This window comes from Nocardioides alkalitolerans DSM 16699 (assembly GCF_000426525.1).
Classification (GTDB): Bacteria; Actinomycetota; Actinomycetes; order Propionibacteriales; family Nocardioidaceae; genus Nocardioides; species Nocardioides alkalitolerans.
Genome location: NZ_AUFN01000012.1, coordinates 320,364 through 333,657, shown reverse-complemented (window position 1 = coordinate 333,657; position 13,294 = coordinate 320,364). Strand labels below are relative to the sequence as shown.

Sequence of the window (13,294 nt, the reverse complement as noted above, 5' to 3'; positions counted from 1 at the left end):
GGGCGAGGGTGTCGGCGACGCCTGCCAGACTGACGCACATGAGCGCACCGACACCCGACCCGGCTCCCGGCATCACCGACGAGCACGTCGCTCTCGCGCACGAGCTGATGGACCTGGCCCGTGCTGGTGAGGTCGAGCGGCTGCTCGCCTACGTGGTCGCCGGCGTCCCGGCCGACCTGACCGACGCGAGCGGCAACACGCTGCTGATGCTCGCCGCCTACCACGGCCACGCGCCCCTGACGGCGGCGCTGGCCGACCAGGGGGCCGACGTCGACCGGGCGAACGACAAGGGCCAGACCCCGTTGGCCGGGGCGGTCTTCAAGGGCGAGGACGCGGTCGTCGCCGTGCTGCTGGAGAACGGCGCCGACCCCGATCTCGGGCAGCCCTCGGCGCGGGCGGCGGCGCGCATGTTCGGGCGCTCCTACTTCGCCTGAAACCGGAGTTCCCCGAACGACCCGTCCGACGGTAGATTGGTGACACGTGCGTTTCCTCAACGACCTGGCCCCGGCCCACGACCTGACCTACGACGACGTCTTCATGGTGCCCCGTCACTCGACGGTGGCGAGCCGCTTCGACGTCGACCTCTCCACCGACGACGGCACGGGCGCGACCCTGCCGATCGTGGTGGCCAACATGACGGCCGTCGCCGGTCGTCGCATGGCGGAGACGGTGGGTCGCCGCGGCGGTCTCACGGTGCTCCCGCAGGACATCCCGGTCGACGTGGTGCGCGAGGTCGTCGAGTTCGTGCGCTCCCGCCACCTCGTCTTCGACACCCCCATCGAGCTCAGCGGCGAGCAGACCGTCGGTGAGGCGCTCTCGCTCATCCCGAAGCGCTCCCACCGTGCGGCCGTCGTGGTGGAGGGCGGGCGGCCCGTCGGGGTGGTCACCGTCGACGACTGCCTCGAGGTCGACCGGTTCACCCAGGTGCGCGAGGTCATGTCGACGACGCTGGTCACGGTGCCGGCCGACGCCGACCCCCGTGCCGCCTTCGACGTGCTCGACCGGGCCCGGGTCAAGGTGGCCCCGGCCGTCGACGCCGACGGCCGCCTGCTCGGCGTGCTCACCCGCACCGGCGCGCTGCGCGCCACGCTCTACACGCCCGCGACCGACCCGCAGGGCCGCCTGGTCGTGGCCGCGGCGGTCGGCGTCAACGGTGACGTCGGCGCGAAGGCGGCCGCCCTCCTGGAGGCCGGGGTCGGCGCCCTCGTGGTCGACACCGCGCACGGCGACCAGGACCGGATGGTCGAGGCCCTCAAGGCCGTGCGCGCCCTGAGCCCCAAGGTGCCCGTGGCCGCCGGCAACATCGTCTCGGCCGAGGGCACCCGCGAGCTCATCGCCGCCGGGGCCGACATCGTCAAGGTCGGCGTGGGGCCGGGCGCCATGTGCACCACCCGCATGATGACCGGCGTCGGGCGCCCGCAGTTCTCCGCCGTGCTCGAGTGCGCCGAGGCCGCCCGTGCCGAGGGCGGCCGGGTCTGGGCCGACGGCGGTGTGCGGCACCCGCGCGACGTCGCGCTCGCGCTGGCCGCCGGCGCCTCGTCGGTGATGGTCGGCTCCTGGTTCGCCGGCACCCACGAGTCGCCGGGCGACCTCCAGCTCGACTCCGACGGTCGCGCGTTCAAGGTCTCGTTCGGCATGGCCTCGGCCCGTGCCGTGGCCCACCGCACCTCGTCCGAGTCGGCCTACGACCGGGCCCGCAAGGGCCTCTACGAGGAGGGCATCTCGTCGTCGCGCATGTACGTCGACCCGCAGCGCCCGGGCGTCGAGGACCTCATCGACCAGATCTGCGCCGGTGTCCGCTCGTCCTGCACGTACGCCGGAGCCCGCTCCCTCGCCGAGCTGCACGAGAACGCCGTCGTCGGCGTCCAGTCGGCCGCGGGCTTCCACGAGGGTCGGCCGCTGCCGGCCGGCTGGTGACCCGGTGACCGGCGAGACCGTGCTCGTCGCCGCGGCGACGGAGGCCGAGGCGGCCCGGGTGCCCGACGGCGTGCCGCTGGTCGTCACCGGCATGGGCAAGACCGCCGCGGCGGCCGCCACGGCGAGGGCGCTGGCGGCGTACCCCGACCCGTCGTCGGTGCACGTGGTCAACATCGGTACGGCGGGCGCGCTGCACGACGGCCTCACCGGGCTGTTCCTCCCGGGCCGGGTGCTCAACCACGACCTGGACGCCGTCGCGGTCCGGGCGCTGGGGGACGACCCGCAGGAGTGGCTGGAGCTCGGCACGGGCGATACGGCGTTCGCCCTCGCCAGCGGCGACGTCTTCGTGACGGATCCCGTCGTCCGGGCCCGCCTGGCCGCGCAGGCCCAGCTCGTCGACATGGAGGGCTACGCCGTCGCGTACGCCGCCCGAGCCGTCGGCGCCCGGGTCACCCTCGTCAAGCACGTCTCTGACGCCGCCGACGAGTCCGCCTGGGACTGGCCCGCGCTGGTCGCCGCGAGCGCCGTCGTCCTGGGGGACTGGCTCGCCGACCACGTGGGTGGCTGAGCGCGCGCCTGATCCGCCCGCCTCGCAGGCGCGGCCCGCCCGCGCCGCACGCACGAGAGCCCCCCGGCCACCGGCCGTGGGGCTCTCGGCGTACGGGGCGCGTCGGATCCTTCACGCCGTGCCGCCCGTGTCGTGGGGCGTGGGTGGGCTGTGGGGCTCTCGGCGTACGGGGTGCGTCGGATCCTTCACGCCGTGCCGCCCGTGTCGTGGGGCGCGGGTGGGCCGTGCGGCTCTCGGCGTACGGGGCACGTCGGATCCTTCACGCCCTGCCGCCCGTGTCCTGGGTCGCGGTGGTGCTGGGGCTTCCGTCGTGCAGGGTGCGTCAGATCGTTCACGCTCGCCGGTGCGGCTGCTCGACGTCCTCGGAATCCGTCGCACCGAAAACGCCGAAGGTGCTTGCGCGCTGAGACGGGGGTCACGTAACCTTCAGTCGTTCAAACGTTTGAACGATCTGCCGGAGCCGCCCTAGCGGCAAGCCGCCATCCTCGGGGGGCCGGCCGGCGAGATCGACGCATCGTCGCGTCCATCCAAGGGAGAACCACCATGAACCGACGTCCCCTGCTCGCCGGACTTGCGTGCGCGATGGCCTTCAGCCTCGCGGCCTGCGGCGAGGTCGACAGCACTGACGACGCTGCCGCCGCCGACCCGTCCGACCTCACCATCGGGGTCTCGAACCTCGGCCTGAGCTTCCCGTTCCCGTCCGCCATCGGCGAGGGCATCAAGGCCCGCGCCGACGAGCTCGGCGTCACGATCGTCGAGCTCGACGGCCAGGGCGAGACGGAGAAGCAGTCCAACGACGTGCAGGACCTCATCGGTCAGGACCCCGACGGCGTGCTCCTGCTGCCGGTCGACTCGGGCGTGGCGGTCGGCCTGGTCGACCAGCTCACCGAGGCGGGCATCCCCACGGTCGCGGTCGCCTCGCAGGTCGGCGACCCGAGCGAGCGCGACCTCGAGGACGTGTACGACGAGCTCGTCGCCCTGGTGACCCAGGACGAGCTGGCCGCTGGTCGCACCGCCGGTGAGCTGGCGCTCGAGGCGCTGCCCGAGGGCGGCAAGCTCGCCGTCGTCGAGGGCGCGGCCGGCTTCGCCGAGGTCGAGCTGCGCTTCGACGAGTTCCTCGACCCGGCCGAGGAGGCCGGCGTCGAGTTCGAGGTCGTGGCCCGCCAGCCCGGTGACTGGACCGCCGAGGGCGCCCAGAGCGCGTGCCAGAACATGATCTCCGCCAACCCGGACCTCGACATCGTCTACGCCCAGAGCGACGACATGGCGGTCGGCTGCGCCCAGGCCGTGCAGGCCGCCGGCGCCGACGCCGTGGTCGTGGGCATCGGTGGCTCGCAGCTCGGCATCGACGGCGTGCGCTCCGGCGACATCCTCGGCACGGTCTGCTTCAAGCCCCGTGACCTGGGCGAGCTCGCCATGCAGACCATCTACGACCACCTGACCGGTGCCGAGGAGCGCGAGGCGGAGTTCGTCTCCTACGAGACCCCCGCCATCACGGCCGACAACGTGGACGACTGCGACCCGCAGTGGTGACGTCCGGACCGGTCGCCCACGGCACGGAGGAGACGCGATGACCACGGGTGCGGCAGGGGAGGTCCTGCTCGAGCTGCGGGCGGTGACGAAGTCGTTCCCCAACGGCACGACGGCCCTGAGGGGTGTGGACCTCGTCGTACGACGCGGTTCCGTCCACGGGCTCGTCGGCGCGAACGGCGCCGGCAAGTCGACGCTCATCAAGTGCGTCAGCGGCGTGCAGCCCGTCAGCACGGGCTCGATCCACTGGGCGGGGGAGGAGTGCTCGTGGAGCAGCCCGGGCGACGCCCAGGCCGCCGGTCTCGCGACGATCCACCAGCACGTGCCGCTGGTGCCGACGCTCTCGGCGCTGGAGAACGTCTTCCTCTGGCGGCGGGGCCCCTGGCGCAGCACGCCCCAGATGCGGGTGGAGTTCGACCGGTTGGTCGAGCGTCTCGGCTACGAGATCGACCCGGACGTGCAGGTGGCGAGCCTGCCGATCGGCACGCGCCAGATGATCGCGATCCTCCAGGCCCTCGCGCTGGGCGCCGAGCTCGTGATCATGGACGAGCCGACGGCGTCGCTCTCGGAGGCCGAGCGCCGGATCGTGCTCGACGCGGTGCGCCGCCTGGCCGCCGACGGCACGACCTTCGTGTTCATCTCGCACTTCCTCGACGAGATCCTCGAGATCACCGACCACGTGACGGTGCTCCGCGACGGCCGGGCGCTGCTCGACGAGCCGACCGCGACCCTCGACGAGGGCCGCCTGGTCCAGGCCATCGCGGGGCGCGAGCTGCTCGCGGTCGAGCGGGCCGGCGGCGCGGGCTCCCGCACGGGCGACGTGCTCCTGGACGTCACGGGCATCGGCACCCGCACCGGGGTGCGCGACGTGTCGCTCCACGTGCGGGCCGGCGAGATCGTCGGCCTCGCGGGCCTGCTCGGGTCGGGGCGCTCCGAGATCCTCGACGCGATCTTCGGGGCCGACCGCTCGGCCACCGGGGAGGTCACCGTCGCGGGCCGACCGGTCGGGCGGTCGCCGCGGGCTGCCGTGAAGGCCGGGTTCGCCTACGTGCCCGAAGACAGGGTGCAGCAGGGCCTCCACCCGGCCGAGCCGCTGTGGAAGAACATCAGCCTGCCCGACCTGGGACGGCTGTCCCTGCGACGCCTGCTCCCGCAGGAGCAGGAGGAGCGCGCCCTGGCGGCGCGGGCGATCGACGAGCTCGGCATCGTCGCCTCGGGGCCCGACGCGCTCCCGAGCGAGCTGTCGGGCGGCAACGCGCAGAAGGTCGTCTTCGCGAAGTGGCTCTACGCCGACAAGCCGGTGTGGCTGCTCGACGAGCCGACCGCCGGCGTCGACGTCGGCGCCAAGGCCGAGATCCTGCAGCTCGTGCGCCGTCTCGCCTCCGAGGGCAAGGCGATCGTCCTGGCCTGCAGCGACTTCGACGAGCTGCTGTCCGTCGCGACACGCGTGCTCGTCGTCCGGGGCGGACGTATCGCCCACGACCTCGATGCCCAGCAGGTCACCGAGGAAGAACTCATCATGCTCGCCCACGGGCTGGGCGCCGGAACCGGAGAGGTCGTCCATGTCTGAGAAGGTCGTCACCCCCACCGCGGGCAGCGGCTCGCGGCTGCCCACGTGGCTGCACCCGAGCAACGCCGGTGTGGTCTACGCCTTCGCGGCCCTCGTGGTCGTGCTGAGCATCGCCACCGCGAGCACGGGTCGCCCGTCGTACGTCTCGCCCACGAACGTCTCCAACATCCTCGACCAGACGGCCCTGCTGGGCATCCTGGTGGTCACCACGACGATCGTGCTGATCTCGGGCAACTTCGACCTCTCGGTCGGCTCCGTCGCCGCCTTCGGCGCGGCCACCTGCCTCGGGCTGATGCCCTCGCTGGGCTTCTACGGCGCCTTCGCCGTGGCCCTGCTGGCGGGCGCCGGCATCGGCCTCTTCAACGGGGTCGTGGTCCAGTACGTCGGGATCAACGCCTTCATCGTCACCCTCGGCACGCTGACGGCCGTCCGCGGCCTCGTGCTGATCATCACCGACGGCCGCACCGTCACCGTGCCCGAGGGCGCCGACCGCGACGCCCTGCGCGCCCTCGACGGCAGCCGCTGGGTCACCCCCAACCTCTACCTCCTCGCGGGCATCGGGCTCCTGGCCCTCGCCGCCTGGCGGGTCTGGCGCGCCCAGCGGGCCGGCACGTCGTGGCGCCTGCCCCGCGTGCTCGTCCCCGCCGTCCTCGGCGTCGCCCTCCTCGCCGCGTCGCCGGCGATGGTCTTCACCGTGCGCCTGAGCCAGCGCGCCGTCTACATGCTCGTGCTCGTGGTGCTCGCCGCGTGGGTGCTCCGCTACACCACCGTGGGCCGCCGTCTCTACGCCACCGGCGGCAACGCGGAGGCCGCCCGGCTCTCGGGCGTGGCCGTCGACCGCTACCGCGTGATGGCGTTCGTGCTCAACGGCACCGCCGCCGCGTTCGTGGGCGTGCTCTACGCGAGCCGGCTGGGCTCCATCAACCCCACCGGGCTCAACGGGTTCGAGCTCACGGCCCTGGCTGCGGCGATCCTCGGTGGCACCTCGCTCTTCGGTGGCCTGGGCAGCGTCGCCAAGTCGCTCGTCGGCGCGCTCATCCTCGTCACCCTGGCCAACGGCTTCAACGTGCTCAACCTCGGCGCCAACTACCAGGGCCTCATCGAGGGCGTCGTGCTCATCGTCGCCGCGGGCATGTACACGATCGCGCTCCGCCGCAAGCAGCGCGTCAGCCTGCGCACGGTCGACCCGACCACGAAGCCCGTCACCACCGGCCACCCGACGGACGCGCCCGAGCTCACCCCCGCCGGTGCCGGGGCGGAGCGCTCGTGAGCCTGCGCGCCGCCGTGCTCCTCAGCACTCTCCGGGCGGGTCACGAGCAGGCGTACGACGCCGACCACGCCGTCGTACCGGACCCGCTGCTCGACCTGCTGGTCGCCCACGGGGTGCGCGACTGGGTGATCTGGCGCGACGGGCGCTCCCTGCTCCACCTGGTCGACGTCGACGACTACGAGGTGCTGGGGGCGGCCATCGCCGACGACGCCGTCAACGTCGCGTGGCAGGCCGACATGGCGGCGCACGTCGAGGCGTTCGAGACGATCGAGGCGGTCCCCGCGCTCGAGCAGCCCCGGCTCGTCTGGTCGCTGCGCCGCCAGGCCGCCGCCGCCCCCGTTCCTGAGCCCTTTCCCGAGCCCGTTCCCGAGACGAGGAGCCGATGATCCACGGACACCGCGTGCTCGACACGCACCAGCACGTCTGGAGCCTGGCCGAGGGCGACTACACCTGGCTGACGCCGGAGGCCGGTCCGCTGCACGCCAGCTTCGGCGTCGACGACGTCGAGCCGCTCGCCGCGGCCAGCGGCGTGGACGACGTCGTTCTCGTGCAGGCCGACCCCACGCTCCGCGACACCGACGCCATGCGTGCCGCGGCCGCGGGCTGGTCGCGCGTCGTCGGCATCGTCGGCTGGGCGCCGCTCGACCAGCCCGCCCCGCTGCGTGCCACGCTGGAGCAGTTCGCCGCCGACGACCTCGTCGTGGGCGTCCGGCACCAGATCCACGACGAGCCCGACGCCGACTGGGTCGTGCGCGAGCCCGTCCTCGACGGCCTCGGCGAGGTCGCGCGGGCCGGCCTGGCGTACGACGTCGTCGCTGTCCTGCCGCGCCACCTCGAGCACGTGCCGACCCTCGCCGCCCGCCACCCCGAGCTGCGGCTCGTCATCGACCACCTGGCGAAACCCCCGGTCGCCGACGGCGGCTGGCAGCCCTGGGCCGACCTGCTGGCGCGGGCGGCGTCGTACCCCCACGTGACCGCCAAGATCTCGGGCCTCGACACGGCGGCTGGTCCGGACTACGGGCCCGACGACCTGCGGCGGTACGTCGACCACGCGCTCGAGTGCTTCGGCCCCGAGCGGCTGATGTTCGGCAGCGACTGGCCCGTCAGCACCCTCGCCGGCGGCTATGCCCGCTGGTGGGAGGTCGTCACCGAGCTGCTGGCCTCCCTCACGGTGGCCGAGCAGGCCGCCGTCCTCGGCGGCACGGGTCGCCGCGTCTACGGCCTCGAGGAGGCGGCGTGAGCGGCGTGGGGGGTCTCGACCTCTGGCGGCCGGTCGCGGAGGCCGTCGACCTCGCCGTCCCGGTCGAGCACCGTCGCCCGATCGCGATCGTCGGAGCCGGCGCGATCGTCGACGTGGCCCACCTGCCGGCGTACCGCAGCGCGGGCCTCGAGGTCGTCGGCATCTTCGACATCGACCAGGAGCGCGCTCACGAGGTGGCGGGCCGGCACGACGTGCCGCGCGTCTACGCGAGCCTCGACGAGGTGCTCGCCGACGACCGCGTCGAGGTGATCGACGTGGCCGTCGTGGCGACCGCGCAGCCCGCGATCGTGCGCGCCGCCGTGGCCGCGGGGAAGCACCTGCTCTGCCAGAAGCCCTTCGCCCCCGACATCGCGACGGCGGAGGAGCTGCGCGACCTCGCCGAGGCGGCGGGCGTCCGTGTCGCGGTCAACCAGCAGCTGCGGTACGACGAGGGCGTCGCCGTCGCGCGCGCCGTCGCCGGCCTCGGGTGGATCGGGGAGCCGACCGCGCTCACCGTGCACGTCGACATCGCGACCGACTTCGGCGCGTGGCCCTGGTTGCTGGTCTCCGACCGGCTCGAGATCGCCTACCACTCGATCCACTACCTGGACGCGATCCGGTCGATCCTCGGCGACCCGACCACGGCGTACTGCGTCGCGGGCCGTCGCCCGGGCCAGGCCCCGGCCGCGGAGACGCGGACGATGTCGACGCTGCGCTTCGCCTCTGGCGCCAGCGCCGGCCTGCACGTCAACCACGAGAACCTCGGCGGCGACCTGCGCGCCGAGTTCCGGCTCGACGGGTCGGAGGGCTCGGTGCGCGGCACCTTCGGGATGCTCTACGACTACCCGCACGGGCGGCCCGACACGGTCGAGCTGTTCAGCCGGGTGGTCCCGACCGACGGCTGGGTGCCCTACCCGGTGACCGGCCGCTGGATCCCCGACGCGTTCGCCGGCCCGATGGGCTCGCTGCTCCGGTGGATCGCCACGGGCGAGCCCGCCCCCACCGCGGCGGCCGACAACGTCGCCACCCTCCGCCTGGTCGAGGCGCTCTACGCGTCGGTCGCCGGCGGCGTCGCCGTGGAGGTGGGTCGATGAACGGCCCCGTGGACGCGCACGACCCGCTCGGGCTCGCCGGCCGGCGCGTGCTGGTGACCGGCGGCGCCGGGGGACTGGGTCGCGCCAGCGCCGAGACCCTGCTCGCGCACGGCGCCTCCGTCGTCGTGTGCGACGTGCCGGGCGAGCGGCTCGAGTCCGCGGCCGCCGAGCTCGCGTCGTACGGCGACCGCGCCCACGCCGTGGCGCTCGACCTCTCGGTGCGGGAGAACTGCACCGCGCTGCCGGCCCTGGCCTGCGAGGCGGCGGGGCTCGACGGTCTCGACGTGCTGGTCAACGCCGTCGGCATCATGCGCACGACCCCCATGCTCGAGCTCGCGCCCGAGCAGTGGGACCGCACGCTCGCGATCAACCTCTCGGGCGTGTTCGCGACGACGCAGGCGGCGGCCGCCCTCATGGGCGACGGCGCCAGCATCGTGAACGTGGCCTCGGTGGCCGCCCGCTCGGGGCGGCCGAACGCCGTGGACTACGCGGCCACGAAGGCCGCGCTGCTCTCGCTGACGAAGTCCGCGGCGCTCGCCCTGGCCCCGCGGGTGCGGGTCAACGCGGTGTGCCCCGGGATCTTCCTGACCGACATGTGGGCGGGCATCATGCGCGACCGCGACGAGCAGTTCGGTCCGGGCGCCGGAGAGCGCTACCTGCAGGAGCAGTCCGCACGGAGCGCCCTGGGGCGGGTGGGCCGACCGCCCGAGCTCGCCGCGGTGGTCGCGTTCCTGGCGGGACCCCTGTCCTCGTTCGTGACGGGACAGGCGATCAATGTCGACGGTGGACTGGAGATGGACTGATGAGCCGAAGAGCAGCACCGTTCGACCTCCTCTGGGAGCTCTACGGCGACGACGAGATGGCGGAGGTGTTCTCGGCCGAGCAGACGGTCGAGGCGTGGGTGCGCGTCGAGGGGGCGCTCGCCGGCGCCCAGGCCGAGCTGGGGGTCGTGCCGAGCGACCGGGCGGGGGCGATCGAGCGCGTGTGCGCCGACCCGGCCACCGTCGACCTCGACGCGCTCTGGGGGAGCGCCCGCAACGTCGGCTACCCGATCCTCGGGCTGGTGCGGCAGCTCGACGCCGCCCTGCCCGTGGAGCTGCGCGGCAGCGTCCACTTCGGCGCCACGACGCAGGACATCATGGACAGCGGGCTCGCCCTGCAGCTCGACCGGGCGATGAGCCTGCTCGAGCAGCGGCTGCGGGGCCTGGGCGACGCGCTCGGAGCCCTCGTCACGGAGCACGCCGCCACCGTGATGCCCGCGCGCACCCACGGGCAGCAGGCCGTCCCGACCACGCTGGGCGCGAAGCTCGGCGTCTACCTCGACGAGGTCGGCCGGCACCGCCGCCGGCTGCTGGCCGCCCGCGACGACGTACGACGCGTGTCGCTCTTCGGCGCCGGAGGCACGTCCGCGGCCCTCGGTCCGCAGGCGGCGCACGTGCGCACGCTGGTCGCCGACCGGCTGGGTCTCGTCGACGCCGTGGTGCCCTGGCACGTCGCGCGCGACTCGATCGTGCACCTGGCGGGCATCGTGGTCGGCGCCTCGACCACGGCGGCCCGGCTCGCCCGGGAGGTCACCGACCTCTCGCGCACCGAGATCGGCGAGATCGGCGAGTCGGTGGGCCACCACCGCGGCGCCTCCTCGACGATGCCGCAGAAGGCGAACCCGATCACCAGCGAGTCCATCATCGGCTTCGCCGTCGCGGCGCGCACGGCGCTGCCCGGTCTCTCGCGGGCGGCGGAGGCGGGCCACGAGCGTGCGGCCGGCGAGTGGCAGGCCGAGTGGGTGCTGCTGCCGGCGGTCTTCGCGAACGCCAGCTCGGCCCTGCTGCTGGCGGCCGACCTGGCCTCCTCGCTCGCGGTCTACCCCGACCGGATGCGGGAGAACCTGGACGCCGACGGCGGCCTCGTCATGGGGGAGCACGCCATGATCAGCCTCGCCCCGGTGCTCGGCCGCGAGCACGCCCACGACGTCGTCTACGAGATGGCGCTCGAGTCCCGCCGCCGTCGCGAGCCGTTCGCGTCGGTGCTCGGTGCCTGGCTCGCCGACCAGCCCGCCCTGCCCGCCATCGACGTCACCCCCGGCGACCGCTCCGTCGGCGACGCGCTGCTCGTCAGCCGGGCCGCCGTCGACGGCTGGACCGACACCCTCACCACCGATCCCCGTCCCTGGAAGGACCTCGCATGAAGCTCGACGACCTCCTCTCGATGTGGCGCATCCGCGCCCTCGAGGAGAAGATCCGCGACCTCCGGCTCGAGGGGCCGATCGTCGGCTCCGTCCACCTCGCCAACGGCCAGGAGAGCGTGGCCGTCGGCGCCTGCAGCCAGCTGCGGCCCCAGGACGCGCTCTACGCGACGTACCGCGGCCACGGCTGGGCGGTGGCGCGGGGTGTCCCGCCGCGCGAGATCTTCGCCGAGCTGATGGGCCGGGTCACCGGCGTCAACGGCGGCCGCGGCGGGTCCGCGCACTTCTCGGCCCCGCAGCACGGCTTCCACGGCGAGAACTCGATCGTCGGTGCCGGTGCCCCCATCGCCGTCGGGGCGGCCCTCGCCGGCAAGTACGACGGGTCGCGCCGCGCCGCGATGACGGTCTTCGGCGACGGCGCCATCAACCAGGGCGCGGTCGCGGAGGCCATGAACTTCGCCGCCGCGCTCGGCCTCGGGGTCGTCTTCGTGTGCGAGAACAACCGCTACTCCGAGCTCACGCCCATCGACGACATGGTCGCCGAGCCCGACCTCTCGCGCCGGGCCTCCGCCCTGGGCATCCCCGCCGTGCGCATCGACGGCAACGACCTGGCCCAGGTGCGCACCGCCACCCGCCTCGCCGTCGAGGCCGCGGCGGCCGGGCGCGGCCCGTCGTTCATCGAGGCCCACACCCAGCGCATCGTCGGCCACTACATCGGCGATTCCGAGCAGTACCGACCCGCGGGCGAGCTCGAGCGCGACCTCGTCGTGGAGCCGATCGCCCGCCTGACCCGTGAGCTGCTCGCCGACGGCGTGCCGACCGAGTCCGTCGAGCGCTGCGAGCGCCGCGCCCGCGAGGAGATGGAGACCGCGGCCGCTGCCGCCCTCCGCGACCCCCTCGCCGACCCCGCCACCGCCAAGGAGCACCTCTATGCCTGAGATCGTGAAGCTGAACGTCGGCGGCGCCGTGAACGCGGCGCTCGCCCGCGCGCTCGACGAGATGCCCGAGACCCTCCTGTACGGCGAGGACGTCGCCCTGCCCGGTGGCGTCTTCGGCGTGACCCGCGGCCTGCAGAAGCGGTTCGGCGACCGCGTCTTCGACACCCCGATCAGCGAGACGGCCATGCTCGGCGCGGCCGTCGGCGCGGCGTCGTTCGGACGGCGCCCGATCGTCGAGATCATGTGGATCGATTTCTCGCTCGTGGCGTTCGACCAGATCGTGAACCAGGCCGCGAACGTCCGCTACGTCTCGGAGGGTCGCACCACCGCGCCGCTGACGATCCGGACGCAGCAGGGCAACGCGCCGGGCGCCTGCGCCCAGCACTCGCAGAACCTGGAGGCGCTCCTGCTCCACGTGCCGGGCATCCGGGTCGCGATGCCGCGCACGCCGCAGGACTCCTACGACGTCCTGCTCGCCGCGATCGCCTCCGACGACCCGACGGTCGTCATCGAGAACCGCACGCTGTACGCCGGGTCCAAGGAGGCCGTCGAGATCGGCGGGCCGGTGCAGCCGATCGGCGGGCACCGGCGTCGTCGTACCGGCTCGGACGCGACCGTCGTCTGCTGGGGCGCCATCACCGCGAAGGTGCTCGACGCCGTCGACCGGCTGGAGGGCGAGGGCGTGAGCGTCGACGTCATCGAGGCCGTCTGGCTCAACCCGTTCGACACCGAGGTCGTGCTCGAGAGCGCGGCGCGCACGGGTCGCCTCCTGGTGGTGCACGAGGCCGCCCGCACGGGCGGGTTCGGTGCCGAGGTCCTGGCCCGGGTGGCGGAGTCGGGCGTCCCGCTGCGCACGGCTCCGCGTCGGCTCGGCCTGGCCGACTCGCGGATCCCGTCCGCGCCCCAGCTGGCGGCCGCGCTGCTGCCCCAGACCAACGATGTCGAGACCGCCCTGCGCGAGCTCGTCGCCGGGGGTGCCGCGTGA

At 74.0% G+C, this 13,294-nt stretch carries 13 protein-coding genes; all 13 read left to right on the top strand.

All coding sequences use genetic code 11. The annotated features are described in order from the left end of the window. Positions 1-38: 38 nt before the first annotated feature. Complete coding sequence (locus K329_RS0111405) at positions 39-434, top strand: ankyrin repeat domain-containing protein (protein WP_028473142.1); 396 nt, start codon at positions 39-41, stop codon at positions 432-434. Positions 435-480: 46 nt separating this feature from the next. Continuing rightward, complete coding sequence (locus tag K329_RS0111400) at positions 481-1,917, top strand: GuaB1 family IMP dehydrogenase-related protein (RefSeq protein ID WP_028473141.1); 1,437 nt, start codon at positions 481-483, stop codon at positions 1,915-1,917. Between the two features lie 4 nt (positions 1,918-1,921). Next, entirely contained in the window at positions 1,922-2,485 is a 564-nt protein-coding gene (locus K329_RS0111395; RefSeq protein WP_028473140.1) for a nucleosidase, read from the top strand. Positions 2,486-3,028: 543 nt separating this feature from the next. Next, positions 3,029-4,018, top strand: a complete 990-nt coding sequence (locus K329_RS0111390; RefSeq protein WP_028473139.1) for a sugar ABC transporter substrate-binding protein — start codon at positions 3,029-3,031, stop codon at positions 4,016-4,018. A 37-nt stretch (positions 4,019-4,055) separates the two neighbouring features. Continuing rightward, a complete protein-coding gene (locus tag K329_RS0111385) occupies positions 4,056-5,585 on the top strand; it encodes a sugar ABC transporter ATP-binding protein (RefSeq protein WP_028473138.1) in 1,530 nt (509 codons plus the stop codon). Next, the gene (locus K329_RS26270; RefSeq protein WP_084541218.1) at positions 5,578-6,855 is read left to right on the top strand and encodes an ABC transporter permease; all 1,278 of its coding nucleotides are present in this window, start codon (positions 5,578-5,580) and stop codon (positions 6,853-6,855) included. The genes K329_RS0111385 and K329_RS26270 overlap by 8 nt, the downstream gene beginning before the upstream one ends. After that, positions 6,852-7,241: an L-rhamnose mutarotase gene (locus K329_RS26265; RefSeq protein WP_052336766.1), complete on the top strand. Its 390-nt coding sequence runs from the start codon at positions 6,852-6,854 to the stop codon at positions 7,239-7,241. Before K329_RS26270 ends, K329_RS26265 begins: the two co-directional genes overlap by 4 nt. Beyond that, positions 7,238-8,095: an amidohydrolase family protein gene (locus tag K329_RS0111370; RefSeq protein WP_028473137.1), complete on the top strand. Its 858-nt coding sequence runs from the start codon at positions 7,238-7,240 to the stop codon at positions 8,093-8,095. Before K329_RS26265 ends, K329_RS0111370 begins: the two co-directional genes overlap by 4 nt. Further along, complete coding sequence (locus K329_RS26260; protein ID WP_052336765.1) at positions 8,092-9,189, top strand: Gfo/Idh/MocA family protein; 1,098 nt, start codon at positions 8,092-8,094, stop codon at positions 9,187-9,189. The genes K329_RS0111370 and K329_RS26260 overlap by 4 nt, the downstream gene beginning before the upstream one ends. Further along, the gene (locus tag K329_RS0111360) at positions 9,186-9,992 is read left to right on the top strand and encodes an SDR family NAD(P)-dependent oxidoreductase (RefSeq protein ID WP_028473136.1); all 807 of its coding nucleotides are present in this window, start codon (positions 9,186-9,188) and stop codon (positions 9,990-9,992) included. Before K329_RS26260 ends, K329_RS0111360 begins: the two co-directional genes overlap by 4 nt. Continuing rightward, positions 9,992-11,374 (top strand): lyase family protein, encoded by a 1,383-nt coding sequence (locus K329_RS26255; protein WP_211225830.1) that lies wholly within the window; start codon positions 9,992-9,994, stop codon positions 11,372-11,374. The genes K329_RS0111360 and K329_RS26255 overlap by 1 nt, the downstream gene beginning before the upstream one ends. Beyond that, complete coding sequence (locus K329_RS0111350) at positions 11,371-12,309, top strand: thiamine pyrophosphate-dependent dehydrogenase E1 component subunit alpha (protein ID WP_043643048.1); 939 nt, start codon at positions 11,371-11,373, stop codon at positions 12,307-12,309. Before K329_RS26255 ends, K329_RS0111350 begins: the two co-directional genes overlap by 4 nt. After that, positions 12,302-13,294, top strand: coding sequence for an alpha-ketoacid dehydrogenase subunit beta (locus tag K329_RS0111345; protein ID WP_028473134.1), 993 nt, complete (start codon positions 12,302-12,304; stop codon positions 13,292-13,294). Before K329_RS0111350 ends, K329_RS0111345 begins: the two co-directional genes overlap by 8 nt.